Genomic DNA, 23,629 nt, shown 5'->3' with positions numbered 1-23,629 from the left:
AACAAGTGCTTGCCTGCGTCGCGCACCAATTAGACCTCGGCCACGTCGTTCGACACCATGCGTGACTTCTGAAAATCGGCGCGGACTTTGTCGAGGTCGACGGGCGTGAGTTTCACGGTGACGCCGACCATTTGCGGCTCGATCTCGGTTTTGAGGATGAGCACTTCGCCAGGCTGCGCATTGCCTTCGAGCAAGGCTTCGCCGGGCTTCTTTTTGTCGGGCGTGCCCATGTACGCGACGATGCGGTGCGGGCCGGGATTGAGTGTCAGGCGCATGAAGCGCGGGCTCTTCAGCTGCGTGATCTGTTTGCCGTCCACCTCGATATTGATGCCTACGGCGCGGCCGACGAATTGGTTGCGTAGAATGTAGAGCGCGGCTTTGCCGGGCTCGGGCGTGAAGGTGAGGGCCGCGGTGCGCACTTCGGGCGTGGCGTCGGCGATTTTGCGGTTGGTCTGCAGGTTGCGGAAGATCACCACGCCGACGACGACCAGCGCGACGAGCGAGAGCAGCATGACGATCTCGCCGCCCAGCACGGAGCGCAGCACGCCGTAAAGAACAAGACCGCCGAGGACGGCCAGGCCGTAGAGAACAAGATTGCGTGGCATGCCGTTACTCTAGGTGATGATTTCCGCCGGCGCCAAGGCTAGAACGCGCGCTTAAGACCCCTCTCCCCGAGAGGGTAGGGTGAGGGGCGGCGCAGGCGCCCAGTCATGTGTGCGCGTGGTGTTCGCCGAGATTTACGCTCCACCCTCACCCCAACCCTCTCCCTCTCAGGGGAGGAAGAGGGAGCGATGGAGTCTTTAGTGCCTAAGCCCAAGCTTACTTTTATTGTCGCCGTGGCGAAGAATGGCGTCATTGGGCGCGCGGGCGGGCTGCCGTGGCGGCTGAAATCCGACATGCAGCGCTTCAAGGCGGCCACGACGGGCAAGCCGGTGCTGATGGGACGCAAGACGTGGGAGAGCCTGCCGAAGCGGCCGCTCGCCGGGCGTCCGAATTTGGTGCTGACGCGCGACGCGAATTTCGTCGCGCCAGATGCGTGGGTTTACACCGATGCGGCCGCCCTCGTCGCGGCGGGGCGCGCGATGGCGGAAGCTGCAGGCGTAGATGAGGTGTGCGTGATTGGCGGCGCGCAGCTTTATGAGGCGCTGCTGCCGGAGGCCGAGCGCATCGTGCTGACGGAAGTGAACCTCGAACCGGAAGGCGACGCGCATCTGCGGCTCGATCTTTCCGATTGGCGCGAGGCGAGCGCAGAGCATGTTGCTGCATCCGCGAACGATGACGCGGATTTTGTCGTGCGCGTTTTGGAACGCGCCCAATAGTTTCGATAGTCGCCGTTGCGTCATGCTAGATTGCGCTGGCGTTTGCGTTTCGCGCGCATAAGCTCGCGCGTATGAGCAATATTGAAATCATCGCCGAAGGACTTGAGTTTCCAGAGGGGCCTGTCGCGATGCCGGATGGCAGCGTGATCCTGGTTGAGATCAAACGCCAGACGCTGACACGCGTGTGGAACGGCAAGAGCGAAGTGATCGCGAAGGTCGGCGGTGGGCCGAATGGCGCAGCGCTTGGGCCCGATGGCGCGATGTACATCACCAATAATGGCGGCTTCGCTTGGCACGACATGGGTGGCCTCACGATCCCGGGTCACGCGGCGCCAGATTATGAGACGGGGCGGATCGAACGCGTTGATCTTTCAACGGGCAAAGTCGAGCGCGTGTACGAGAGTGCGGGCGCATTTCGCTTGAGTGGGCCAAACGATCTTGTGTTCGATAAGAGCGGTGGCTTTTGGTTCACGGATTTGGGCAAGGGCTATGCGCGCTCGCGCGATCGCGGCGGGATTTATTACGCCAAGCCCGATGGATCGTTGATCAAGGAAGTGGCCTACGGCTTTGTTGGCCTGAATGGCGTGGGCCTCTCGCCGGATGAGAAGGTTGTGTACGCGGCCGAGACGGAGACCGGGAAGCTCTGGGCTTTCGACATCACCGGCGAGAGCGAGGTCGCGCCTGGCATGTTGGGATCGCAGGGGCGTTGCGTCGCGGTGCAGCCGATGCATGTGTTTTTCGACAGCCTCGCCGTGCAAGCCAATGGCGATGTGTGTGTGGCGACGATTTTGAACGGCGGCATTACGACGATCACGCCGGCGGGCGTGTCGACGCACACGGCGTTCCCCGATCCATTGGTGACGAATATTTGCTTCGGCGGCAAGGATCAACGCGATGCGTACGTGACGCTGTCGGGCACAGGTAAGCTCGCGAAGATGCGCTGGCCGGAGCCGGGCCTGCAGCTGAATTTCGCGTCGTATTAGGAGCGCAGGGCCATGAGCATCATCGTTCACCACCTCGAAGAGAGCCGGTCGCAGCGTGTGTTGTGGCTGATGGAGGAATTGGGGCTCGACTACGCGGTGAAGCGCTATTCGCGCAATCCGCAAACGCGGCTGGCGCCGCCGGAACTGAAAGAGCTGCACCCGTTGGGCAAGTCGCCGGTGGTTGAGAAGAACGGACGCATCTACGCCGAGAGCGGCGCCATCGTTGAATATTTCGCCGAGACCGAAGCGCACGGCGCGCTTTCGGTGTTGCCCGGCGATCCGGCGCGCGCGGAATATCTCTATTGGCTGCATTTCGCCGAAGGCTCGGCGATGCTGCCGCTCTTGTTGAAGCTTTATGTCGGCATGCTCGGCGAGAATGGCGCGCCGCTGATGCAGATGCGCATCGATCCCGAGATCGCGAACCACCTGAGCTTCATGAATAGCGCGATGGAGGGGAAGGATTTCTTCGCCGCCGGACGTTTCACCGCCGCCGACATCGAAATGAGTTTCGTGCTCGATGCAGGCGCCTCGCGCGGCGGGTTGGAGAATTATCCCAATCTTGTCCGGGTCAGGGCCGGTTACCAAAGCCGTCCCGCCTATCAGCGCGCGCTCGAAAAGGGCGGGCCGTACAAAATGGGCGCCTGACGCCAGCCTTTGCGGCTGGACATTGCGAGCGACGCGCTTTGTATGACGCTGCGAAAAGCGGAGTCTGAGCAGCATGCGCGCACGCGATTGTAAGATCGTCGCCACGATGGGCCCGGCGAGCGATCCGCCGGAACGGCTGGCCATGCTGATCCAGGCGGGCGTCGATTGCTTCCGGCTGAATTTCAGTCATGGCGGTCGTGAGGATCATGCGCGCCGCATGCAGGCAATCCGCGAAGCCGAGGCGAAAGCCGGCGCGGCGGTTGGCGTGTTCGCCGATTTGCAGGGGCCGAAGATCCGCGTTGGCATGTTCAAGGATGGTGAGATCAAGCTGCGCTTTGGCGAGATCGTCACGCTGGAAGCGTCGAACGAGCCGGGCGAGGCGGGGCTCATTCGTCTGCCGCATCCAGAACTCGTGAATTCGCTCGAAGCGGGCGACATCCTCAAGCTCGATGACGGCAAGCTGCAAATCACAGTGACGGAAGTTGGTCGCACGCAGCTGAAGGCGCGCGTCGATTTCGGCGGCGTGCTGAAGAACCAGAAGGGCGTGAATGTGCCGACGCGGCGCATTCCGATTTCGGCGCTGACGGAGAAGGATCGCGAAGATTTGGCGTACGCGCTCGATCTTGGCGTCGATTACATCGCGCTTTCGTTCGTGCAGCATCCTGAAGACGTGCGCGAGGCGCGCGCGCTGATCGGCGATCGTGCGGGGATTATTTCGAAGATCGAAAAGCCGAGCGCGTTGACGCAGATCGAAGAGATCGTGGAGCTGTCCGACGCAGTGATGGTGGCGCGCGGCGATTTGGGCGTGGAGCTGCCGCCGGAACAAGTGCCGATCGCGCAACGCAAGATCATCCGTGCGGCGCGTGCGGCCGGCCGGCCGGTGATCGTGGCCACGCACATGCTTGAGAGCATGGTGGAAGCGGCGACGCCGACGCGTGCGGAAGCGTCGGACGTGGCGACGGCCGTGTATCAGGGTGCGGACGCGGTGATGCTCTCGGCGGAAAGTGCGGTCGGCCGCCATCCGCAAAGCGCTGTCGCGATCATGGATCGCATCATCCGCGCCGTCGAAGAGGACGAGGAATATTGGGCCTCGCTGCCACGCGATATGACGCCGCCGCAAGCGACGACCGCCGACGCGATCGCGCTCTCGGCGCGGCACATCGCCGATACGTTGGGCGCGGCCTCGATCGTGGCTTACACGTCTACGGGTTCGACAGCGCTGCGCGTGGCGCGTGAGCGGCCGCGGTGCGGTGTTGTGGGACTGACGCCCATCCGCGAAACGGCGCGTAAGCTGGCGCTGGTCTGGGGAGTGCGTACAGTCGTCGTGGATGACGCGACCGACGTGGAAGACATGGTCGCGAAGGCGGACGTGGCGGTGCGCAAGCTGGGCATCGCCGAGACGGGCGATCGTGTTGCTGTCATCGCCGGCATTCCGTTTGGCCGGCCCGGCAAGACGAACACAATCCGCGTGTTTCGGGTGGAATAGTGCATCGCCTCAATCCGACGCCGGCCGCATTTGCACGCTATGAGGAGATCTTTGGCGCTTTGCAGTTTGCGGTGTTCGATGATGCTGACGGCGATGTCGAAGAGGCGGTCAACGCGATTTGCACGGTCATCGATGGCGCTGATGGGGACGCGCTGCGCGATCTCGGCTTTCGCGAGATTGATGATTCGCGACTTCACGGTGATTGGTACGATGCAAAGAAAGACTCGCTGCTGAAATTGGGAAATTGGAGAGGCACGCAGGGCGAATTCGTAAATCCGCGGCTGCGCGATTTGGACAGCCTCAAGCTAAGCGGGGCCGCCTGGATTCCGGAGGCTGGCACGGGCGGACAATCCGCATACGCATTTGCCAATACGCCTTACGAACTGAGAGCAACGCCAGCAGAGGTGCAGGAGCTCTTCGACAAGGTCCGACATATCATTCTCTCGCAGATTATTCTCTCGCAGAGGCTGCCGCACACTATTCGCGATTGGGCGAGCCCCGACCTCGTGAAGGTTTCGCCCATCTTCAAACAGGGCATGGAATGGTGGGGCGTGTTTTTGTTCACGATTTACGTGCCGGATTGGCGGCGACACACTGTTATCGTCGGCTCCACAACGGATTGACGGCAGTTGCCGTGGCGTCCGGCTTGCGGCCCTTAATCGATGCGCGCACTCTCTCGCAAAACGGGAGGCGCGTGTGAGTGAACTCAGGCTGCCGGAAAGTATCGCGACGACGCTTGTGAATCCGACGGCGTATGCGTCGGACGAGTTGTTCGATGCCTATCGCTGGATGCGCGCCAACAATCCGCTGGGCGTGGCCGAAGTCGAAGGCTTCGATCCATTCTGGGTGGTCACCAAGCACGCGGACATTCTCGAGGTCAGCAAAAACAACGCGCTCTATTCGAGTGGCGTGCGCGCGACAACCTTGACGAACCAGGCAGGCGAGGCGCGCGCGCGGGCGATTACGGGTACGCCGCACCTGGTCAAATCGCTCGTCCAAATGGATGAGCCCGAGCACATGAAGTATCGCCTGTTGACGCAGGCGTGGTTCATGCCGGCGTCGATCAAGAAGCGCGAAGCGGATGTGCGCGCGCTGGCGCAGGAAGCGGTGACTCAATTCGCCGCGCTCCCCGGCGCCTGCGATTTCGTCAATGACGTGGCGCTGCATTATCCGCTGCGCGTGGTGATGAAAATTCTTGGCGTCCCGCAAGAAGATTATCCGCGCATGCTAAGGCTGACGCAGGAACTCTTTGGCGCGCAGGATCCGGACACGCAACGCTTCCAGGAAGCGCTGACCGTTGATCAATATATGCAAATGCTGCTCGCGGTGGTGCAGGATTTCTCCGCTTATTTCGAAGCGATCAGCGCCGACCGCCGCGCCAATCCGCGCGACGACCTGGCAACCTTGATCGCCACTGCCCAGATCGATGGCGCGCCGATGGGGCAGTTCGAGGCGACGGGCTATTACACGATCGTCGCCACGGCGGGTCACGACACGACGTCATCCTCTACGGCTGGCGCAATGTGGGCGCTGGCGACGCAGCCGGGCTTGTTGGAGCGTGTGCGCGGCGATCTCTCGCTCGTGCCGGCTTTGATCGAGGAAGCGATCCGCTGGACGACGCCGGTGAAGACGTTCATGCGTTCCCCTACGGAAGATACCGAACTGCGCGGCCGCAAGATCGCCAAGGGCGATTGGATGATGCTTTGCTATGCATCGGGTAATCGGGACGAAGAGGTGTTTGCGAACGCGGACACGTTCGACATCGATCGCACGCCGAACCGTCAACTCGCCTTCGGCTTCGGCGCGCATCTGTGCTTGGGGCAGCATCTGGCGCGGATGGAAATGCGAATTCTGTTCGAAGAATTGTTGCCACGCTTGAAGAGCGTGAGCCTCGACGGCGAGCCGCGTTATACAGAGAGCTGGTTCGTGAACGGGCTGAAGAAGCTGCCGATCAAGTTCGAGCTGGCTTAAAGCACCGTCCGCGCTTGGACGCTGGCTTTGCTGGCGAGCGAGAAGCGTGCGTCCGGCGCGGTCGAATTGGCGACGAGTTCAGCCATCATACGGCCGACCTCGGGGCCGTGTTTGAAACCGTGACCCGAGCCGCCGCCGAGCAAATACGTGTTGGCTTGCGTCGGGTGACGATCAATCAGGAAGTCGCCGTTTGAGCTGTTCTCGTATTGGCAGACACGGAATTCGCTGAACGGGCGCTGCGCAAGCGCGGGGAAGCGACGCTCCACGAACGCGCGCAGCAGAGTGGCGCCTTCGTCGCTCATGCGCCGATCGCCCGTGTCGGGATCGAAGGCTGCGCCGTGATGGTCGCGCGCGATCTTGAAGCCGCGGCTCTCGAGGTTGGGGAAGCCGTAATAGAGATCGCCACCGTTGAAATCGGCCCAGCCGGGCAGGGCTGCGGGCTCGAAGCTTTCGTCGCCGTCAGGCGGGGCGATGAAGGCGATCTCTTGGCGGGTGACGAAGATGCGTTCGCCCAAGATATTTGGAAACACTTTTGGCAACCACGGGCCACAGGCGTAGACGATCGCCTCGGCGCTCTCCGGTACGCCATCAAGGATCACTTCGTTCGCGTTGGCGCTCGGTTCTGCATGCGCCAAGCGATACTCGCCGCCGTCCGCGACGAAGCGCACGACGAGCTCTTGCACGGCGCGCCGGGCCATCAGCGCGCCGAACTCAGCTTCGAACAAGCCAAATTCGACGCCGTCGAAATTGATCTGCGGCCAGCGTTGGCGGAGAGCCGTGTTGTCGAGTTGTTGGAGCGGCAGATTGAGGCGTTGATGCACTTCAATCGATTGGCGCGCGTAATCGACCATTTGTTCGAAGAAGAAAAGCACGCCGTGCTTGTGCAGGAGAGGCAGCGACGCGCGTTCGGAGAGGCGTTTCCATTCTTCGAGCGAGGCCTGCGCCATGCGCGTGTAAATGTCGTCGCGGCCGTACGTGCCGCGCGTCATCCGGCTTTCGCCGCCGGAAGAGGCGCGCCCGTTGGCTGGACCCATCTGATCCACGAGCAGCACGCGCTTGCCGAGACGCTGCAGATGCACGGCCGTCCAGGCGCCGAATACGCCGGCGCCGACGACGATGATCGGCGATGCTTGTGAGCAGGCGACGAGCGGCAGCGCCGCTGCGCCGGCCAATATTGTGCGCCGGGTTGAATGCATGGCGTCCTCCCCGCGCACATTGAGCGCCGTTGTTGAGAACATTCAAGCTGCGCGGATGGACAGGCTAGTCCACGCTCACGCCGAAACGGGTAACGCGGCGGGCGTAGCTTTGCGCCGCGCGTTTCGCCTCGCGGTTGAACGCCTGCACGTGTGGGTCCGATTGTTCGGCGGCCGCATAGAGGCGCCCGCGTTGGCCAATCTTGAGTTCGCCGGCGGCGAGCATATGAGTCACTTTGCGTCGCACGGTTTCGCGTGCGAGGCCGGTGACGGCGCCGATCTCGCGGCGTGTAACGCCCGCTTCACGCGCGTGCGCGGTGCAGAAATAGATCCACATGCGTTCGTAGTCGCCGCTGAATCGATCGCGCGCGACGTAGAGCAAATCGAGAATGAGCTCGGTGGTGGCGAACGCGAGCGGCCGGCGTTCGATCGGGATTTGTGCGCTTTTATCAACAAAAGCGGGTTTTTTCTGCAACCAACCTCTCCCAAGGCGCAGGTGCTTCGACCCATTTTGGGTTCGCGCTTCTACCTGTGACAGCAGCGAAGCTCTATCGATTGATCTGGCGCAATCAAGTGCCCGTAAAAGCAGTTGAAGATTCACGAATGCTCGCACCCGCCGAAGACCTCTTGTTCGAAGTGCTTCAGGAAGCGCGCAATTTTTACCGTGGGCTTGAGATTGAAGAGATTGTCATTCTCGTTTGCGCCGCCGAAGCGACGATGCGCCCGATTGTCGTAAGTGAGAATGAGTCGCTGTTGCGAGCGGAATTTCCTGCCGATGAGGATCGCGGTTGGATTTCGCGGCGCTTGATCGCCGAGCGCACGGGCCTGCCGCGCGAGACAGTGCGGCGAAAGGTGCAACGCCTCGTCGATCGTGCGCTGCTTGAAGTTGATGACGAGGGCCGTGTGCGCTCGATTCAATTGCTCTCCGACGCGGGGCTCGCGCAAAATTTGGAGAACGTGCGCCTCATGGTCGGACGCTATTTGAAGCGCGCGCGCTAGATCAGTCTGATCGACGGCGCGGGCTTGCTGAGGCGCGCGACATTTGCGAGCGCGGCTTGCGCGATTGCGATGAAACGCTGCGAGACGGCGCTCGTGGGCTGCGTCGTCACCAGCGGCGCGCCGGCGTCGCAGCTTTCGCGCAAGGCCACCTCGATCGGGATTTCGCCGAGGAACGGCACGCCGGCGGCTTCGGCAGTGCGACGGGCGCCGCCTTCGCCGAAGATATGCGTGCGCTTGCCGTCTGGCGTTTCGAAATAGGCCATATTTTCGACCACACCGAGAATGGGTGCTTTGGCTTTGTCGAACATGGCGAGGCCGCGGCGCACGTCGGCGAGCGCGACTTCTTGCGGTGTGGAGACGATGACAGCGCCGGCGAGCGGCACGCGTTGCACGAGCGTGAGCTGCACGTCGCCCGTTCCGGGCGGGAGATCGAGCAGCAGCACGTCGAGGTCGCCCCAAGCGACTTCATCGATCATTTGCCGCACCGCGCTCGTCGCCATCGCGCCGCGCCAGATCATCGGCGAGGCGGCGTCAACGAGGTATCCAATCGACATCGTCTTCAGGCCGTGCGCATCAAGCGGATCGAGAATTTTGTCACGGCTCATTTGCGGGCGGCGTGCGCCGGTTCCCAGTAGAGTTGGCGCGGAGGGGCCGTACACATCGAGATCGAGCAGGCCGGTCTTCAACCCCAAAGAGGCGAAAGCGGCGGCGAGATTTACCGCAACGGTTGATTTACCAACGCCGCCTTTGGCGCTCGCAACAGCGATGATATGCTTTATGCGCGCGACGCCGCCGACGCTCGTTTGCTTCGGCCCGTGCGCGGTCAGCACGGCGAGCACTTGGCTCACACCTTCCACCTTTCGCGCTTCAGTTTCGGCGCGTTCGCGGAGCGCGACATAATGCTCCGCAACGTCCGCCGGCGCTTCAATGGTGAACGAGACCTTGCCGCCATCACGCACTTCAAGCCCGGAAATGCGGCCTGAAAGCAACAATCCCTTGCCCGTTGCGGGGTCTTTGATCGCATTCAGCTGCGCTTCGACCGCTTCTTTGATGACCGCCAACTGGTTGTTCATGCTTGATCCCATAACACATGGGCCACATATCGGCGCGCACGGAGGGCTTCAAGCTCGCCCAGAATGGCGCGCAACCTCCAACCAGATGGCGGGATAGAATTTCTGATGCCTTGGAATGACCAGTCGGGCGGCGGCGGCCAAAATCAGGGCGGCGGTGGCCAAGGGCCGTGGGGCAGTGGGCCGCGCCGGCCGTGGGGCCAGCCTCCGCGTCAACAACCCCCGCGCGGGCCGCAAGGCGGCGATCTCGACGATTTGCTGCGCCAATGGCGTGAACGCTTCCGCTTTGGCGGCGGCAAGGGCGGCGCAGGCGGCGGCGCTGGGCGTGGTTTTTCGTGGCCGTTGATCGCGGGCATTTTCGTTATCGGCTGGCTGCTGACCGGCGTTTACACGGTCGATGAAGGTGCGCGCGGCGTCATCACACGCTTTGGCGATTTCAATCGCGTGACGGGCCCAGGCATCCATGTGCACCTTCCTGCGCCGTTTGAGGCGCGCCAGGTGATCAACGTCACGGGTCAACGTACGACCGAGATCGGCTTCACCAGCCGCAACAATCAAAGCACCGACAATCCCGACGAAAGCCTGATGATCACGGGCGATCGCAACATCGTGGAAGTGCACTTCCGCATTTACTACAACATCAAGGAAGTCTCCGACTTCGCGTTCAATGTGCGCGCGCCGGATAACGCTGTGCGTCAAGTCGCGGAAAGCGCAATGCGTGAAGTGATTGGCCGTCGCCAACTCGAGCCGATCATCACGACCGAACGCGGCGCGGTGGAACAAGACGTCGAAACTTTGATGCAGCAAGTGCTGGATGAGTATGAGTCCGGCGTGCAGGTGTTGCAGGTCGAACTGCTACGCGCGGCCGCGCCGTCGGCGGTGATCGAAGCGTTCAACGACGTCGTCAACGCCGGTCAAGATGCTGAGACGGCCCGCAACAACGCCGAGCGCGAAACCTCGCGCATTGTCAACGAAGCGCAGGCCTATCGTGAGCGCGTGGTGCGTGAAGCGACGGGTGAAGCCCAGCGCTTCATCGCCGTGCACAATGAATATCGCCAGGCGCCGCAAGTCACGCGCGATCGGCTCTATCTGGAAACCATGGAACGCGTTTATCGCAACGGCAATCTCGTGATTCTCGATGCGCGGGGCGGCGCTGTGCCGTACCTGCCGCTTGAAGGCATGATCCGCCGCAACACGCCGACCCAGCCCCAAGCCGAGGGAGCCCGCTAATGCAACGCTCGCTTCCTTTGATCCTGGGCGCGATCTTCGTGGCGCTGCTGCTGATCTCGAACACCGTTTTTATCGTGCGTCAAACCGATCAGGCCATCGTGCTGCGCTTCGGCGAATACGTGCGTGTGATCAACGCGCCGGGCACGAACGAGCCGGGCCTCTATTTCAAGATGCCGTTCGTAGATAGCGTCGTCACCTATGATCGCCGCAACATGGGGCTCACGCTTGAGGGCCAGCCGATCGTAGCGTCCGACCAAGAACAGCTCCGCGTTGACGCCATTGTGCGTTGGCAGATCACCGATCCACGCCGCTTCTACCAAAGCGCGCTGACGGAAGATGGCGGCGCCTCACGTCTGGAGACGTTCACGGAAGCCGCGATGCGTCGTGCGCTCGGTGGCGCGACGTCGAATGACATTATCTCGGGTCGTCGCGCGCAGTTGATGCAAACCATCGAGGCTGATCTGAACGCGTCGGCCGCGACGGAGCTCGGCGTGCGCGTCGTGGACGTGCGTATCCGCCAAGCGGATCTGCCGGATGCGACGCGTGAGCGTGTGTATGAGCGCATGCGCTCGGAACGGGCCCAGGTCGCCGGCCGTCTGCGGGCGGAAGGCGAGCGCGAAGCGGCAATCATCCGCGCGACCGCGCAGCAGGAAAGCGAACGCCTGCGCGGTGAAGGCGACGGCGAACGCGCGCGCATTTTCGCGCAAGCTTACGGCCGCGATCCGGAATTCGCGGCGTTCTATCGCTCGATGCGCGCGTACGATTACGCGCTGGATCAGGGCACGCCGATCGTGGTGTCGCCGGATAGCGACTTCTTCCGCTACATGCAGCGCCGCACCGGCAACCGCTAAGCTGAAACGAAAATCCCGTGGCGCCGGCCCCAGTTGAAGAACAGCTGGGGCCAGATGCCTGCCGGCTTGTCGCGCACGAAACGCAGACCAAAGCCGTGGCCGCCTTCCTCGAATACATGCAGCTCACTGCGGACGCCGGCGCGACGCATCGCGTCGTAGATGGCGAGACCATTGGCGAGCGGCACGGCTTCGTCGTCGGCCGCGTGGACCACCATCGTCGCGCTCATATCGCGGCGGGCGTGATTTTCTAGCGAATAGCGCGCGAGGCCCTCGGGTGTGGGGTTGGCGCCGAGCAAATAGGAGCGCGAGCCGGCGTGGCCGGCTTCGCCCATCGTGATCACCGGATACATGAAGCACGAGATGTCGGGCTTGGCGTTGCTCGCATCGCCATCGGGTGCGAGCGGCCAATCGAAGCGCGTGGCGAGCGAGGCGGCGACGTGGCCGCCGGCAGAGAAGCCGATGGATGCGACACGCGCGGGATCCACGCCGGCTTGCGTACGGATTACGCGCATGGCGCGCTGTGCGTCTTGCAGCGAGACGTCGGGGCCGGCGGCCCAGCCGTCGCCGGGCAGGCGATAGCGCAGCACGTACGCAGTGACGCCGCGCGCCGCGAACCAGCGTGCAGCCTCATAGCCTTCCTTGTCGATGACAACGTGGCGATAGCCGCCGCCTGGAATGATGAGCAGCGCCGAGCCGTTCGGGCGTGCGGCGCGGAAGAGCGAGAGATGCGGCGTGGCGACGTAACGCACGATGCGATCCGGCAAGCCTTCGGCGTTCGGGCGCGCGATCACTTCCTCGACCACGCTGACGTTCTCTGCGCCCGGAACGCCGTTCGGCCACAAGGGAATGATGGCGTCCGGCGGCGTATCGCGCAGCGCGGCCTCAAGCTCGTTGCCTGCGGGAGCGGGTGCGGTGGCGCAGCCGGAGAGTGCGAAGCCTGCCAGCAGGGCGCGGCGGTCAGTGAACATCGACATGACGCATAAATACTTGGTCCAGCGCCTGACGCCAGCGATTGCGCGGGCGGGGCGGGGCGCTAGTGTCGGGGCATGCTTCGTTTTCGGTCGATCGTTTCGGCACTGGCCCTGATCACCCTTGCCGCCGCACCTGCGGGCGCGCAATCGCGTTTGCCAACGCAAGGTTACGCGGACCTCGTCGAGCGCTTGTCGCCGGCGGTGGTGAACATCGCGACGTCACAACGCGTCGAAGGCTTGGAAGACATGCCGCGCTTCCCGCCGGGCACGGCGCGCGCGCCTGAAGGTGATGGCGCGGCGCAAGTGACGTCGCTTGGCTCGGGCTTCATTATCTCGGCTGACGGCGTCGTGGTGACGAACAACCACGTCATCGAAGCGGCTGATGCAATCGAAGTGATCCTGCAAAACGGCCAGCGCTTTGAAGCCGTCGTTGTCGGCCGCGATCCGGCCACCGATATCGCCGTGCTGCGCATGAATGCGCGCCAGCCACTGCCTTATGTGAATATGGGCGACAGCGACACCGCGCGCGTGGGCGACATCGTACTTGCGATCGGCAATCCGTTCGGGCTTGGCGGCTCGTTGAGCGTCGGCGTCGTCAGCGCGCGCAATCGCGACATCGAGGCAGGCCGCTATGATGATTTCATCCAGACCGACGCCGCTATCAATCGCGGCAATTCGGGCGGACCGCTCTTTAACAGCGACGGCGAAGTGATCGGCGTGAACACGGCCATCTTGTCGCCCACGGGCAATTCCGTGGGCATCGGTTTCGCCACGCCGACATCAATCGTGCGCCCTGTGGTCGATCAATTGCTACGCTTCGGGGAGACGCGGCGTGGTTGGCTTGGCGTGCGCTTGGCCAATCTGGACCGCGCAGCAGCGCAGCGCGCGGGCTATGATGGCGAGAGCGGCGTCGTGATCACGCGCATCACGCCGGGCGGACCAGCGGCTTCTGCTGGTCTGCGGCCGGGCGATATCGTGCTGAAGTTCAATGGCCGCGATGTGGCGGATAGCCGTGCGCTGACGCGCATGGTGGGTGAGACGCAGGTGGGCGCGCAGGCGCCGGTCGAGATCGTCCGCGATGGGCGTCGCATGACGGTGACGGCGACGATTGAGCGTCTCCAGGAAGCGGAAGGCGGCGCGCGCGTGGCGCCCGGCGGCAGTGCGGAGCCGCGCCGCAATGATGGTGGGCCGCGTGGCGGTCGCATCTTTGGTATCGCGCTCTCGGAGCTGGACGCGAGCTTGCGTGAAGAGTTCCAGATCGAGCCGGGCGTGCGGGGGCTTGTTGTGTTGGCGACCGATGTCGATAGCGCCAACGAAAACGTGCTGCGTCCGGGCGACGTGATTGAAGCGATGGCGTTTCAGCCGGTCGATACGCTGAATGCGGCGCGCACCATCGCAGGTCTTGCCGCGGACGGTGAGCGCAGCATCGTCGTGCGCATCAATCGCGAGGGCGCCGTGACCTATCGGCGGCTGCAGGCGCGAAGCTAGCGCGCGAACAATGCCTGCACGTCCGCGAGTGAGCCGAGCACGCGCGCTTTGGTGCGCATTTCTTCATCGGGTTGCAGCAAATCGGGGATCATCACCGTGATACATCCGGCAGCGTGCGCGGCGCGGACGCCGGCGTGTGAATCTTCGATCGCGAGCACGTCCATTGGTGCGAAGCCGAGCAATTTGGACGCTTTGAGATAGGGCTCAGGATCGGGCTTGCCGTTGACGACATCTTGGCGCGTGACGACGGCGCGGAAGCGGTGGGCGAGTTTGTGGGTGTGGAAATGGCGTTCGACCCAGGGGCGGCGCGACGAGGTGGCGAGGCCGTAGGTTAAGCCGAGGTCGTCCAATGTATCCATGAGTTCGATCGCACCCGCCTTCAGCGGCGCAGAACGATCGCCGACAAAAGCGCGCGTCGTTTCGATGAAAAGCTCAAGCGGGAAATCGTCCCCGTAATAGGATTTGAGCTGGAGATCGTTGGCCTCACGGTGCATGCCGACGAGACCGAGGAATTGCGCGTCGCTCATCTCATAGCCGAGCGTCTTGGCGGCATGAAAATGCGATTCACGTACGAGCGCTTCGGAATCGATCAGAGTGCCGTCGAGATCGAAGACGACGGCTTTAGGCGTACGCGGCAGGCTCAATTAAAGCTCCAGATAATCGCTACAGGCTGGCAACGGACGTTCAGGGCGGTATTGGCCGTCTGCGCCGCGTGTCAGCACAATGCGATATGAGCATTCCGGGTCGCGCCACCAAGTTTGATCAGCGCGCGTGAGCGGTGGAGCTTGCGTTGAATCTTCGTCGCGGCTGCGGCGATTTGGATAGGTTCGTGCTTCGGTCTGTAAAATGAGGCGCGGCGCGGCGTCGGTATTGGTCGTGTCAAGTTCGATGCGACCATTGAAGAAATATTCGTCTTGGCACGATTGTAGCCGCGCGGCGGCTTGCTCGGCGCTGAAACAGGCGCGGATGCGTGCGGAGCCACCGAACGGGAGCGAGGCGATCTGCACCGGCGCCGCGCCGGGCGCTGCGCGATAGAGCGTGAGTTGGTTCGCGTAGGCGTCGCCGCCGGAATACATTGTCGTGCGTGTATCGACGAACCCGAAGATTACACTGCCATCGGCTTCAACGATGCCGTGGCGCCATGCGGTGTACCCCTGTGCGTCCGGCGATTCGAAGGTGGTGATCTCGGCCCCGCGGTCAAACGTCGGGACGCTCGCGGTGCTGGCGGAGACGCACCACGCGTCGTTTTCCCAGCAGAATTTCTCTTCACCTTGGCCGATCAATTCGTCGAGCGTGTTGCCCGCGACGTCGACGGCTGGGGTCGGCTGTAAGGGCTGTGGCGGCGTATCGACCTCGGATGATGTCGCGCAGGCCGCCAGCGCTGCGGCGAGTAGAATTCCCCGAAGCTTCATGTCGCGAACTCCTCGCGACGATAGCCCTGGAAGAAGAGCGCCGCTTCAAGGCTCATGTGATCGATCTTGGCGTCGGCTTCGGCGGCGACGAGCGGCTTGGCGCGATAGGCGAGGCCGAGGCCTGCGGCTTTGATCATGTCGAGATCGTTGGCGCCGTCACCGATGGCGAGTGCGTTTTGCTCGGTTGCGCCGATGCTGGCTGCTTCGGCGCGGAGTGCTTCGAGTTTCGCGGCGCGGCCGAGGATGGGCATTTGCACTGCGCCGCTCAGCGTAGCGCCATCGTCGAGCAGCACGTTGGCGCGGTTGGCGTGGAAACCGGCGGAATCGGCGACGCGCGACGTGAAGAAGGTGAAGCCGCCGGAGACGAGCACGCAGCGCGCACCGTGCTTGGCCATCGTTTTCACGAAGGTCGCCGCGCCCGGATTGAGGCGGACGCGTTCGTCATAGGTGCGTTGCAGCGCGTCGAGCGCGAGGCCTTTGAGTTTGGAGACGCGCTCGATCAATGCCGGCTCGAACTCCAATTCGCCGCGCATTGCGCGTTCAGTGATGGCGGCGATCTCGGCTTTGAGGCCGGCGAAGTCAGCGAGTTCATCGAGGCATTCCACATTGATAATTGTGGAATCCATGTCGGCGACGAGCAGCTTCTTGCGTCGGCCCTCGACCGGCACGAGCGCCCAATCGACGGGAAGTTCAGCGACGGCGGCGGCAGCCTCTTGGCGGAGTTCGCCATCGACGCGCTCATAAATCCATTGTGCGCTTTCCCAGCCAGCGAGCACCTCCGGCGGCGGCAATTTGCGGTTCAATGCCACGCGACCAAGCATCAGCAGCGCCTCGCGGTAAGCGGGCTTGTTCTCTGGCGAGGCGACGAAAACGAGGGCGTGGGCGGTCATGGAATCCAGCTGAGATAGGAAGCCGCACCCCTCTAGGGCAGAGGCGGGGTTTGCGCTACTGCAACGGCCATGAAGCCTGCGCTCCTCATCATGGGCCCGACCGCCAGCGGTAAATCCGCTTTGGCGCTGGCGCTGGCCGAGCGTATCGGGGGCGAAATCGTCAACGCGGACTCGATGCAGGTCTATGCGGATTTTCGCGTGCTGACCGCTCGCCCGTCGCGCGAAGAGGAGGCGCAGGCGCCGCATCATCTCTACGGGCACGTGGACGCGGCGCGGCTCTATTCGACAGGGCGTTGGCTAGAGGATGCGCTGGCGGCGGTTGCGGACATTCGCGCGCGCGGGCGCACGCCGATCTTGGTCGGTGGCACAGGGCTCTATTTCAGAGCGTTGACGCAAGGCTTAGCGGACATTCCAGCGGCCGATGAAGACACGCGTGCGGCGTTGCGCGAGCGCGTGGCGCTCGAAGGCGCGCCGGCTTTGCATGCGGAATTGGCGGCGCGCGATGCGATGACGGCGGCGCGGCTGGAGCCGAATGATGCGCCGCGGATTTTGCGTGCGCTGGAAGTGCTGGAGACGACGGGCGAAAGCATCAGCGTCTTGCAGGCGAATACGAAACCGGCCTTGTCGCGCGAGGAATGGGTGGGGCTGGCGCTAACGCCGGACCGCGAGGCGCTTTATTCGGCGATCAATACGCGGTTCGACAAGATGCTTGAGCAGGGCGCGCTTGATGAAGTGCGTGCGTTCGCGGCGCGTGGGCTCGATCCCGCGTTGCCGGCGACGAAAGCGCATGGCGCGCCGGCGTTGAGCGCGCATTTGAGCGGGGAACTTACGCTCGTGGAAGCCGCCGACATCGGCAAACGCGACACACGCCGTTACGCTAAGCGTCAGTTCACATGGATTGGCGGACAAATGCCCGATTGGCCGCGCGTTGCGGATCACGATTTGGGGAGCCGCATCGCTGCGGCGTTGGCTCTGCCGCAAGGCTGACACGATCGGCGCCGAGAGAGGCGCCTGAGATTTCGAGGATATTCCATGCTGAGACGTGCTTTTGTTGGTGTGTTTGCGGCTCTGGCGCTGAGTGCCTGCGCGAGTACTGCGCCCGCGCCGAACCCGGAAAGCGCGGGACCCTTCGAAATCAGCATGACGCGGACGCCGTGCTTCGGCTTCTGCCCGGATTACACAGTGACGATCAGCGGCGATGGCGGCGTGCTTTATGAGGGCCGCCGCTTCGTGAATGTCGTTGGCGAGCAGCGCGCGCAAATTTCACCGGCGGAAGTGCAAGCGCTGTTGGCGCGGTTCGATGCGATCGGATTCGACAATCTGGAGAACGAGTACCGTGCGGGCGTGACCGACCTGCCGTCGACCACGATCCAATTGATCCGCAACGGCCGCAGCAAATCGGTGCTGGATTATGGCGGAACCGGCGCGGGCATGCCGGAAAGCGTGCGCGAGCTGCAGGCCGAGATCGACCGTGTCGCCGGCACAGCACGATGGGTGCTGCGCGACGGCCAGCCTGTGCGTAACCAGGCCCGCTGAGGCTTCCCTAGGCCCTGCGGGGCGCCCTAAGCTTGGGCATAGGGATCAAACGCCACGAGGGTGGGGATAAGATGAAATTGCTTCGCGCAGCCGCTCTGTGCGGCGCGGTGTTGCTGGTCAGCACGGCGGCGTTCGCGCAGAATTTGTCATTGCGCGCGCCGGCCTGGGCGCAATCGCTCGTGGCTGCGGACATCATTCCCACGACAGGCGGGCGTGCTGCGCTCGCCGCGGACGGCATCGATATGTCTGTGCGCGTGACGTTGGCGCCGACGCGCGGTGGCGTGGCGCGCGTTATCCGTTACGATCTGCGCGGTGAAGACGGCCGTGTGTTCTTGCGCCGCTTCACCGGGCATCCGAGCACGGGCTGGTGGCTCTGGGGCGGCGACGCGCCGTACATCTCTACACTAACGGCGGTGCAGCGCACCGAGATTGCGAACCTTGCGCGCGCGGCGGGCGGTGTTGTCGGCTCGCTTGGCGGCGACACGGAAGTCTGCTCGGCGGGCGAGCAAGCGTACATCGAACTGGCCGTCGCCGGGCGTTCGACCTCGATCGCGCGCACCTGCGTTCAGAACACTGACGCCGGCGGACGCTTGGCGCTGCGGCTCTCGGAAATTGCGGGCTCGCGCACTGAAGAGGAATTGGCCGCGGCCGCCGTCAACGAATTGATGGAAGCGGATCGCGCATTTGCGGCGCTGGCGCAAAGCGACGGCGTGCCGGCGGCGTTCGCACAATATGCGGCGTCCGATGCGCTGATCGTGACCTCGCGCGAGATCATCAGCGGCCGCGATGGCGTGGTGCAAGCGTACGCGGGTTGGCCGGCGGCGGCGCGGCTGGAATGGGCGCCGGAGACCGCGCGTGTTTCGGCGCGTGGCGACATGGGCTGGACGTGGGGCAATTCGGTACACACGGCCGCTGACGGCACGCGCACGACTGGGCGCTATGTTTCGGTGTGGGCGCGCGATTACGAAGGCAATTGGCGCTACGCGTTCGACGCGCCGATCCGCTAACCGGCGAAGCCACCCTCGGCCAAGAACCGCAACTCGTCCTCCGTGCTCGTACGCCCAAGCATCGGATTGCGATGTGGGAAGCGGCCGAAGCGGGCGATGATCTCGCGGTGCAGGATCGCGTAGCGCGTGAATTCGGGATTGTTGAGCGGCGTGGTGAGCGTCACGCAGCGCTCTTGAAGCGCAAGATCCTCCGCGTGCTCGAAGGGTAGATAGAAGAAGACGCGCAGCTCGGAATCGGTGGCTGCGTCGAAGCCGTTGGCGATAGCGCGAGCCGCTACCCCTTGCGCCAAGCCATCCGTGGCGAAGGCGTGCGCGCTGTTGCGGTACATGTTGCGCGGGAATTGATCGAGCAGCAGGATGAGTGCGAGCGCGCCCTCGGCGTCACGCTCCCAATTGCTCAATTCGCGACGGGCTGCGGCGTGGTGCTCGGCTTCATAGCCGCGGCAACGGCCGTCGAAGGTTTTATCCTTCGCGAACCACGCCTTTGGCCCTGCGTCGCGCCAGAAGCGCACGATCTCGCCCGCACTCGCCATTTCTGTCTCCTCCAGAGAAACGTAAGGCGTGTGCGGGCGAGTGCAAGTTCAGACGCTAGCTCGGGCGCGGCGCACGAACATGGTCGCGAAGGTCGCTGTTGCGATCAGCAGGAAGAGCGAGGCGACGATCGCCACGATCGGCTGCTGCGCCAGGATCGAAAGCGCGATACCGGCGGGCATGGTGAGCGACGCCGCGATCGCCAGCACGCATTGCGGTAAGGCTGCGCGCGATTGGCCGAGAGCGGGGTAGGTGCGGTGAATGAGGCCGTAGAGCGCGAGCGTCACCCAACCGAGCAGGTTTAAGTGCGCGTGTACGGGGGAGAGCGTGAAATCATGCGCGATGCCCATCCATATGCCCATGCTCATGCCGGTCAGCAGACAGGCCAGGGCGGCGGTGATGAAGATAAAGTCGTAGCGCATAATGGCTCTCGTCATGCTCCAAAGCTGGCGGAAGGCCAGGCGGGCGTTTAGACACTGGGCCGCGCACGCGGGCCGTTACCCGCGTCACGAGGGCAAGATGCAAGTTCGCTACGAGAAAGAAGCAGACCAGGCGCTGATCCGCGCGAAAAACGTGGCCGTGATTGGCTATGGCGCGCAGGGACACGCGCATGCGCTGAATTTGCGTGATTCTGGCGTAAACGTGATCGTGGCGTTGCAGGCGGGTGCGCGGCGCGAAGCGCAAGCGCGCGGCGACAGCTTCGAGATTGTCAGCGTGGCGGAAGCGACGCGGCGCGCGGACGTGCTGGTGATGTGCGCGCCGGATGAGGTGATGCCGGACTTATATGCGGCCGAGATCGCGCCGTATCTGCGCGATGGGCAGACTTTGATGTTCGTGCATGGCTTTGCCGTGCATTTTGGTTTCATCAGCGCACCGGCCGGTGTCGATGTGGCGATGGTGGCCCCGAAGGGGCCGGGCAAGGCGTTGCGGGAGGCGTTCACGCGTGGCGGTGGGCTGCCGTGCATTGTCGCCGTGGCGCAGGATGCGAGCGGCGGCGCCGCGGCGCTGGCGTATTCGTATGGCGCAGCGATCGGTTGCGGACGCGCCGGCATGATCGAAAGCTCGTTCAAGATCGAGACGGAGGGCGATCTTTATTGCGAGCAGGTCGTGCTCTGCGGCGGGCTCACGCATCTGATCCGCACGGCGTGGGAGGTGCAGGTCGAAGCCGGCACGCCGCCGGAGCTCGCCTATTTCGATTGCCTGCACGAAGTGAAATTGCTCTCAGATTTGATCCATGAACGCGGCATCGCCGGCATGCACTTGGCGATTTCGAACACGGCGGAATACGGCGAATACGTCACCGGCCCGCGCGTGATCGATGCGCGCGTGAAGGACGCGATGCGCGCCGTGTTGGCCGACGTGCAAAGCGGCAAGTTCGCGCGCGAATGGATAGCGGAGCATCGCGCCGGCGGGCCGAATTTGGCGCGGATGCGCGAAGCCGCAGCGGCGCACCCGATCGAGGAGGCGGGACGGACGGTTCGGAGGATGTTGGGGAAGACGTGATGACCATTGACTGCATCGACGAAATTCCCGGTGCGGTAAGCCTATCTGATTGGTTTGGTTATGTGCCGAGTCTTCACGATGCATATTTGACGGATCTGACTTTTGATCAGTCTGGCAAAGGGCGCATGCGCGTTCGAGCCTTCAGGATGACCCGCGAGCTTGATGAGCGCGGTCACTACGTTCTCGACAAACATTGCGTGATTATTTTGAGTTCGACGAGATAAAAACCATCGATCTCGACGGGTTCACCGGCGATTCGGGCGTCATAGATCGATTGGACATCCGAAAGACCGACAAGGGATTTTCGGTTGAGATCGACCCCCTCTACGGAGTTGGTGGCGCGGTCGTCGCCAAGAAACTCGCACTGACTTGCGAGCCGGTGGCGTACGATGGCAAATGGCCGCCAAAATGAGGACCACGAAATGACCCGCATCGGTACGCCGCTTTCTCCTTCCGCGCTTCGCGTCATGTTCCTCGGTGGCGGCGAGCTGGGCAAAGAAGTCGTGATTGAGCTGCAGCGGTTTGGCGTTGAGGTGATCGTGGTCGATCGCTACGCGGACGCGCCGGGTCAGCAGGTGGCGCATCGCGCGCATGTGATCGACATGACCGATGGCAAAGCGCTGCGCGCGTTGGTCGAACAAGAGCGGCCGCATTTGATCGTACCGGAGATCGAGGCGATCGCGACGGACGAGTTGGTGCGCATCGAGGCTGACGGCCTGGCGCGCGTGATCCCGACGGCGAACGCCGCGCACGTCACGATGAATCGTGAGCGTATTCGCGTGCTGGCGGCCGAAGAGCTCGGCTTGCCGACGTCGCCCTATGCGTTCGCGTCCTCGCTCGAAGAGATGCAGGCGGCGGTCGATAAAATTCGCTTCCCGTGCTTTGTGAAGCCGGTGATGTCGTCGTCGGGCAAAGGGCAGAGTCGCTTGAAGGCGCAAGCCGAAGTCGCGCCGGCGTGGGAATATGCAATGAGCGCAGGAAGGGTAAAGCAGCCGCGCGTGATCATCGAAGGCCAAGTGCATTTCGATTTCGAGATCACGTTGCTGACGGTGCGCGCAGCATCCGGCACGCATTTCTGTGAACCGATCGGGCACGTGCAGGTCGATGGCGATTATGTCGAGAGCTGGCAGCCGCAAGCGATGAGCGCGCTGGCGCTTGAACGCTCGCGCGAGATTGCCGGCAAGGTGACAGAGGCGCTGGGCGGCCACGGCATCTTCGGCGTCGAACTCTTCGTGAAGGGCGACGAAGTCTGGTTCTCCGAAGTCAGCCCGCGCCCGCACGATACGGGGCTGGTGACTTTGGTGAGCCAAGTGCAAAGCGAATTCGCGCTGCATGCGCGCGCGATCCTGGGTCTGCCCGTCGATACATCGCTGCGTGCGCCAGGCGCGAGCGCCGTGATCTATGGCGGCATGGAAGCCAAGGGCGTTGCGTTTGAGGGCGTGGCCGAGGCGCTTGCCGTGCCGGAGAGCGAAGTGCGTCTGTTCGGCAAACCCGAAAGCTTCAAGAAGCGGCGCATGGGCGTGGCGTTGGCGCGCGGCGCGAATACGGATGAAGCTCGTGCGCGCGCGAAGCAATCGGCGTCCGCGGTGAAGCCCGTCGCGACCTGATCAGAACCAGCGCCGCCATTTGGCGATGCCGAAGAGGGCGGCGGGGGCGGCGAGCATGAGGGCGAAGCCGACCCACGGGCCCCAGTCATGGCGAAACCAGGTCATGGCCTCGAAATTCATGCCGAAGATCGACGCGATGAGTGTGGGCGGCACGAACGCGATGGTGGCGAGCGAGAGCGCCTTCAGCACGTTGGTTTGCGTCGCGTTGATGAGGCCCAGCATCGCGTCCTGCAGATACGAGAGGCGCGGTTGCATCGCTTCAGCAATGCGTTCGAGTTCGCCAACGTCGCGCGCGAGTGCGGAGAGGCGCTGGTCTTTCAGATCGTATTTGCCCTTGCTGGCGCGCGCATAGACGAGCAGGCGCTGTAGGCTTGAGAGTGAATCGTGTGCAAGCGAGGCGAGCGCGCCGATCTTGCCGAGCTCCCGCAGCGCTGTGCGCAGGTCCGGCGGTTCGTTCTCGCTGAAGACTTGCGTCGAGAGCTTGTTGAGATCGCGGGTGGCTTCGGCGAGCAGGTCGGCCAAGCGCTCGGCGGCGCCTTCGACGAGTGCGAGCAGGACGTCTGCCCCGGTTTGTGCAGATTCCAGACGCGCTGAGGCGCGGCCTTGGCCGATATCGAACGCGCGCGGGCGCACCTGGCGGACGGTGACGAGCTTACCCTTGGCCAGAATGAAGGTGACGGCGCCGGAGACAAACGGCCCGTCGTCGCGGCGGCCCAGCAGCGTCGCTGTGAGGTGGAGCGCGTCGCCCTCTTCGTAATAGCGCGCGGATTCTTCGAACGCGGCGCGCTCGGCGGGCGTCGGCACGTCGATGCCAAGCGTCTCTTCGACGTCGGCCTCTTCGGCGTCCGTGGGTGATTCAAGGTCGTACCAGAGGGCGGCGGGAGCCTCGCAAGCGACCTCCGCGCCGCCGCGGGCGATAACGCGGAGCATGGGGAAG

General features: G+C 63.5%; 27 protein-coding genes. 16 read left to right on the top strand and 11 right to left on the bottom strand.

The window, feature by feature from the left end; genetic code table 11:
• Nucleotides 1-29: 29 nt before the first annotated feature.
• On the bottom strand, nucleotides 30-605 hold the full coding sequence (locus EPJ54_RS07210; RefSeq protein WP_135210966.1) for a hypothetical protein: 576 nt from the start codon (nucleotides 603-605) through the stop codon (nucleotides 30-32).
• A 198-nt stretch (nucleotides 606-803) separates the two neighbouring features.
• Between EPJ54_RS07210 and EPJ54_RS07205 the strand changes: the two genes are divergently transcribed.
• The 6 genes from EPJ54_RS07205 (at nucleotide 804) to EPJ54_RS07180 (ending at nucleotide 6,404) form a co-directional block, all read left to right on the top strand.
• Nucleotides 804-1,319, top strand: a complete 516-nt coding sequence (locus EPJ54_RS07205) for a dihydrofolate reductase (RefSeq protein ID WP_239590790.1) — start codon at nucleotides 804-806, stop codon at nucleotides 1,317-1,319.
• Nucleotides 1,320-1,390: 71 nt separating this feature from the next.
• A complete protein-coding gene (locus EPJ54_RS07200; RefSeq protein WP_135210964.1) occupies nucleotides 1,391-2,302 on the top strand; it encodes an SMP-30/gluconolactonase/LRE family protein in 912 nt (303 codons plus the stop codon).
• A gap of 12 nt (nucleotides 2,303-2,314) precedes the next feature.
• Nucleotides 2,315-2,947 carry a glutathione S-transferase family protein gene (locus EPJ54_RS07195; RefSeq protein ID WP_135210963.1) on the top strand — a complete coding sequence of 211 codons (633 nt, stop codon included), beginning with the start codon at nucleotides 2,315-2,317 and terminating at the stop codon, nucleotides 2,945-2,947.
• Nucleotides 2,948-3,020: 73 nt separating this feature from the next.
• Nucleotides 3,021-4,433, top strand: coding sequence for a pyruvate kinase (pyk, locus tag EPJ54_RS07190; protein ID WP_135210962.1), 1,413 nt, complete (start codon nucleotides 3,021-3,023; stop codon nucleotides 4,431-4,433).
• Entirely contained in the window at nucleotides 4,433-5,056 is a 624-nt protein-coding gene (locus EPJ54_RS07185; protein WP_135210961.1) for a hypothetical protein, read from the top strand. The genes pyk and EPJ54_RS07185 overlap by 1 nt, the downstream gene beginning before the upstream one ends.
• Nucleotides 5,057-5,129: 73 nt before the next feature.
• Nucleotides 5,130-6,404, top strand: a complete 1,275-nt coding sequence (locus EPJ54_RS07180) for a cytochrome P450 (RefSeq protein ID WP_239590789.1) — start codon at nucleotides 5,130-5,132, stop codon at nucleotides 6,402-6,404.
• Here EPJ54_RS07180 and EPJ54_RS07175 read toward each other — a convergent pair.
• On the bottom strand, nucleotides 6,401-7,600 hold the full coding sequence (locus EPJ54_RS07175; RefSeq protein WP_167755610.1) for an FAD-dependent oxidoreductase: 1,200 nt from the start codon (nucleotides 7,598-7,600) through the stop codon (nucleotides 6,401-6,403). The two genes, EPJ54_RS07180 and EPJ54_RS07175, sit on opposite strands and share 4 nt — an antisense overlap.
• A gap of 64 nt (nucleotides 7,601-7,664) precedes the next feature.
• Nucleotides 7,665-8,072: a hypothetical protein gene (locus EPJ54_RS07170; protein WP_135210959.1), complete on the bottom strand. Its 408-nt coding sequence runs from the start codon at nucleotides 8,070-8,072 to the stop codon at nucleotides 7,665-7,667.
• A 128-nt stretch (nucleotides 8,073-8,200) separates the two neighbouring features.
• Between EPJ54_RS07170 and EPJ54_RS07165 the strand changes: the two genes are divergently transcribed.
• Nucleotides 8,201-8,596: a helix-turn-helix domain-containing protein gene (locus tag EPJ54_RS07165; protein ID WP_135210958.1), complete on the top strand. Its 396-nt coding sequence runs from the start codon at nucleotides 8,201-8,203 to the stop codon at nucleotides 8,594-8,596.
• Here the strand turns inward: EPJ54_RS07165 and EPJ54_RS07160 are convergent.
• Nucleotides 8,593-9,669, bottom strand: a complete 1,077-nt coding sequence (locus tag EPJ54_RS07160; RefSeq protein WP_135210957.1) for an Mrp/NBP35 family ATP-binding protein — start codon at nucleotides 9,667-9,669, stop codon at nucleotides 8,593-8,595. The genes EPJ54_RS07165 and EPJ54_RS07160 overlap by 4 nt on opposite strands.
• A gap of 105 nt (nucleotides 9,670-9,774) precedes the next feature.
• Between EPJ54_RS07160 and hflK the strand changes: the two genes are divergently transcribed.
• Entirely contained in the window at nucleotides 9,775-10,896 is a 1,122-nt protein-coding gene (hflK, locus tag EPJ54_RS07155; RefSeq protein ID WP_167755609.1) for an FtsH protease activity modulator HflK, read from the top strand.
• The gene (gene hflC, locus EPJ54_RS07150) at nucleotides 10,896-11,747 is read left to right on the top strand and encodes a protease modulator HflC (RefSeq protein ID WP_135210955.1); all 852 of its coding nucleotides are present in this window, start codon (nucleotides 10,896-10,898) and stop codon (nucleotides 11,745-11,747) included. Before hflK ends, hflC begins: the two co-directional genes overlap by 1 nt.
• On the opposite strand, the gene EPJ54_RS07145 is transcribed toward hflC, so the two are convergent.
• Complete coding sequence (locus EPJ54_RS07145; protein ID WP_135210954.1) at nucleotides 11,744-12,721, bottom strand: alpha/beta hydrolase; 978 nt, start codon at nucleotides 12,719-12,721, stop codon at nucleotides 11,744-11,746. The two genes, hflC and EPJ54_RS07145, sit on opposite strands and share 4 nt — an antisense overlap.
• Before the next feature lie 72 nt (nucleotides 12,722-12,793).
• Between EPJ54_RS07145 and EPJ54_RS07140 the strand changes: the two genes are divergently transcribed.
• Nucleotides 12,794-14,206, top strand: a complete 1,413-nt coding sequence (locus EPJ54_RS07140) for a Do family serine endopeptidase (RefSeq protein WP_135210953.1) — start codon at nucleotides 12,794-12,796, stop codon at nucleotides 14,204-14,206.
• Here the strand turns inward: EPJ54_RS07140 and EPJ54_RS07135 are convergent.
• From EPJ54_RS07135 to serB, 3 genes are read right to left on the bottom strand one after another with little or no spacing between them, the layout of a single operon-like run.
• Complete coding sequence (locus tag EPJ54_RS07135; protein ID WP_135210952.1) at nucleotides 14,203-14,850, bottom strand: HAD family hydrolase; 648 nt, start codon at nucleotides 14,848-14,850, stop codon at nucleotides 14,203-14,205. The two genes, EPJ54_RS07140 and EPJ54_RS07135, sit on opposite strands and share 4 nt — an antisense overlap.
• Nucleotides 14,851-15,618 (bottom strand): hypothetical protein, encoded by a 768-nt coding sequence (locus EPJ54_RS07130; protein WP_135210951.1) that lies wholly within the window; start codon nucleotides 15,616-15,618, stop codon nucleotides 14,851-14,853.
• Nucleotides 15,615-16,508 (bottom strand): phosphoserine phosphatase SerB, encoded by an 894-nt coding sequence (gene serB / locus EPJ54_RS07125; protein ID WP_135210950.1) that lies wholly within the window; start codon nucleotides 16,506-16,508, stop codon nucleotides 15,615-15,617. Before serB ends, EPJ54_RS07130 begins: the two co-directional genes overlap by 4 nt.
• A 69-nt stretch (nucleotides 16,509-16,577) precedes the next feature.
• Here serB and miaA point away from each other — a divergent pair, with 69 nt between their 5' ends.
• The 3 genes from miaA (at nucleotide 16,578) to EPJ54_RS07110 (ending at nucleotide 19,051) form a co-directional block, all read left to right on the top strand.
• Nucleotides 16,578-17,495, top strand: a complete 918-nt coding sequence (miaA, locus tag EPJ54_RS07120; protein ID WP_135210949.1) for a tRNA (adenosine(37)-N6)-dimethylallyltransferase MiaA — start codon at nucleotides 16,578-16,580, stop codon at nucleotides 17,493-17,495.
• 45 nt (nucleotides 17,496-17,540) lie between these two features.
• On the top strand, nucleotides 17,541-18,044 hold the full coding sequence (locus EPJ54_RS07115; RefSeq protein ID WP_135210948.1) for a DUF6438 domain-containing protein: 504 nt from the start codon (nucleotides 17,541-17,543) through the stop codon (nucleotides 18,042-18,044).
• A 71-nt stretch (nucleotides 18,045-18,115) separates the two neighbouring features.
• Entirely contained in the window at nucleotides 18,116-19,051 is a 936-nt protein-coding gene (locus tag EPJ54_RS07110) for a YybH family protein (RefSeq protein ID WP_135210947.1), read from the top strand.
• Here EPJ54_RS07110 and EPJ54_RS07105 read toward each other — a convergent pair.
• Both EPJ54_RS07105 and EPJ54_RS07100 read right to left on the bottom strand, forming a co-directional pair.
• Nucleotides 19,048-19,584, bottom strand: coding sequence for a DUF924 family protein (locus EPJ54_RS07105; RefSeq protein ID WP_135210946.1), 537 nt, complete (start codon nucleotides 19,582-19,584; stop codon nucleotides 19,048-19,050). The genes EPJ54_RS07110 and EPJ54_RS07105 overlap by 4 nt on opposite strands.
• A 48-nt stretch (nucleotides 19,585-19,632) precedes the next feature.
• Nucleotides 19,633-20,019: a hypothetical protein gene (locus EPJ54_RS07100; protein WP_135210945.1), complete on the bottom strand. Its 387-nt coding sequence runs from the start codon at nucleotides 20,017-20,019 to the stop codon at nucleotides 19,633-19,635.
• Between the two features lie 82 nt (nucleotides 20,020-20,101).
• Here EPJ54_RS07100 and ilvC point away from each other — a divergent pair, with 82 nt between their 5' ends.
• The 3 genes from ilvC to purT all read left to right on the top strand — a co-directional run bounded on the left by ilvC (nucleotide 20,102) and on the right by purT (nucleotide 22,692).
• Nucleotides 20,102-21,085 carry a ketol-acid reductoisomerase gene (ilvC, locus tag EPJ54_RS07095; protein ID WP_135210944.1) on the top strand — a complete coding sequence of 328 codons (984 nt, stop codon included), beginning with the start codon at nucleotides 20,102-20,104 and terminating at the stop codon, nucleotides 21,083-21,085.
• Between the two features lie 193 nt (nucleotides 21,086-21,278).
• Nucleotides 21,279-21,497, top strand: coding sequence for a hypothetical protein (locus EPJ54_RS07085; RefSeq protein WP_135210942.1), 219 nt, complete (start codon nucleotides 21,279-21,281; stop codon nucleotides 21,495-21,497).
• Between the two features lie 10 nt (nucleotides 21,498-21,507).
• A complete protein-coding gene (gene purT, locus EPJ54_RS07080; RefSeq protein WP_135210941.1) occupies nucleotides 21,508-22,692 on the top strand; it encodes a formate-dependent phosphoribosylglycinamide formyltransferase in 1,185 nt (394 codons plus the stop codon).
• On the opposite strand, the gene EPJ54_RS07075 is transcribed toward purT, so the two are convergent.
• Complete coding sequence (locus EPJ54_RS07075) at nucleotides 22,693-23,622, bottom strand: CorA family divalent cation transporter (RefSeq protein ID WP_135210940.1); 930 nt, start codon at nucleotides 23,620-23,622, stop codon at nucleotides 22,693-22,695.
• Nucleotides 23,623-23,629: the final 7 nt, after the last annotated feature.

Origin of the sequence: Vitreimonas flagellata (genome assembly GCF_004634425.1) — a bacterium.
In the GTDB taxonomy this organism is placed as follows: domain Bacteria; phylum Pseudomonadota; class Alphaproteobacteria; order Caulobacterales; family Aquidulcibacteraceae; genus Vitreimonas; species Vitreimonas flagellata.
Note: the sequence above shows the minus strand (reverse complement) of the source record. Positions and strands in the feature narration are given on the sequence as shown.

Bases quoted from the DNA above. Each gene is read 5' to 3' on its own strand.
- EPJ54_RS07210 (WP_135210966.1), bottom strand. From the start codon at position 605: ATGCCACGCAATCTTGTTCTCTACGGCCTGGCCGTCCTCGGCGGTCTT.
- EPJ54_RS07200 (WP_135210964.1), top strand. From the start codon at position 1,391: ATGAGCAATATTGAAATCATCGCCGAAGGACTTGAGTTTCCAGAGGGG.
- EPJ54_RS07195 (WP_135210963.1), top strand. From the start codon at position 2,315: ATGAGCATCATCGTTCACCACCTCGAAGAGAGCCGGTCGCAGCGTGTG.
- pyk (WP_135210962.1), top strand. From the start codon at position 3,021: ATGCGCGCACGCGATTGTAAGATCGTCGCCACGATGGGCCCGGCGAGC.
- EPJ54_RS07175 (WP_167755610.1), bottom strand. From the start codon at position 7,600: ATGCATTCAACCCGGCGCACAATATTGGCCGGCGCAGCGGCGCTGCCG.
- EPJ54_RS07165 (WP_135210958.1), top strand. From the start codon at position 8,201: ATGCTCGCACCCGCCGAAGACCTCTTGTTCGAAGTGCTTCAGGAAGCG.
- EPJ54_RS07160 (WP_135210957.1), bottom strand. From the start codon at position 9,669: ATGAACAACCAGTTGGCGGTCATCAAAGAAGCGGTCGAAGCGCAGCTG.
- hflK (WP_167755609.1), top strand. From the start codon at position 9,775: ATGCCTTGGAATGACCAGTCGGGCGGCGGCGGCCAAAATCAGGGCGGC.
- hflC (WP_135210955.1), top strand. From the start codon at position 10,896: ATGCAACGCTCGCTTCCTTTGATCCTGGGCGCGATCTTCGTGGCGCTG.
- EPJ54_RS07145 (WP_135210954.1), bottom strand. From the start codon at position 12,721: ATGTCGATGTTCACTGACCGCCGCGCCCTGCTGGCAGGCTTCGCACTC.
- EPJ54_RS07140 (WP_135210953.1), top strand. From the start codon at position 12,794: ATGCTTCGTTTTCGGTCGATCGTTTCGGCACTGGCCCTGATCACCCTT.
- EPJ54_RS07130 (WP_135210951.1), bottom strand. From the start codon at position 15,618: ATGAAGCTTCGGGGAATTCTACTCGCCGCAGCGCTGGCGGCCTGCGCG.
- serB (WP_135210950.1), bottom strand. From the start codon at position 16,508: ATGACCGCCCACGCCCTCGTTTTCGTCGCCTCGCCAGAGAACAAGCCC.
- miaA (WP_135210949.1), top strand. From the start codon at position 16,578: ATGAAGCCTGCGCTCCTCATCATGGGCCCGACCGCCAGCGGTAAATCC.
- EPJ54_RS07115 (WP_135210948.1), top strand. From the start codon at position 17,541: ATGCTGAGACGTGCTTTTGTTGGTGTGTTTGCGGCTCTGGCGCTGAGT.
- EPJ54_RS07110 (WP_135210947.1), top strand. From the start codon at position 18,116: ATGAAATTGCTTCGCGCAGCCGCTCTGTGCGGCGCGGTGTTGCTGGTC.
- EPJ54_RS07105 (WP_135210946.1), bottom strand. From the start codon at position 19,584: ATGGCGAGTGCGGGCGAGATCGTGCGCTTCTGGCGCGACGCAGGGCCA.
- EPJ54_RS07100 (WP_135210945.1), bottom strand. From the start codon at position 20,019: ATGACGAGAGCCATTATGCGCTACGACTTTATCTTCATCACCGCCGCC.
- ilvC (WP_135210944.1), top strand. From the start codon at position 20,102: ATGCAAGTTCGCTACGAGAAAGAAGCAGACCAGGCGCTGATCCGCGCG.
- purT (WP_135210941.1), top strand. From the start codon at position 21,508: ATGACCCGCATCGGTACGCCGCTTTCTCCTTCCGCGCTTCGCGTCATG.
- EPJ54_RS07075 (WP_135210940.1), bottom strand. From the start codon at position 23,622: ATGCTCCGCGTTATCGCCCGCGGCGGCGCGGAGGTCGCTTGCGAGGCT.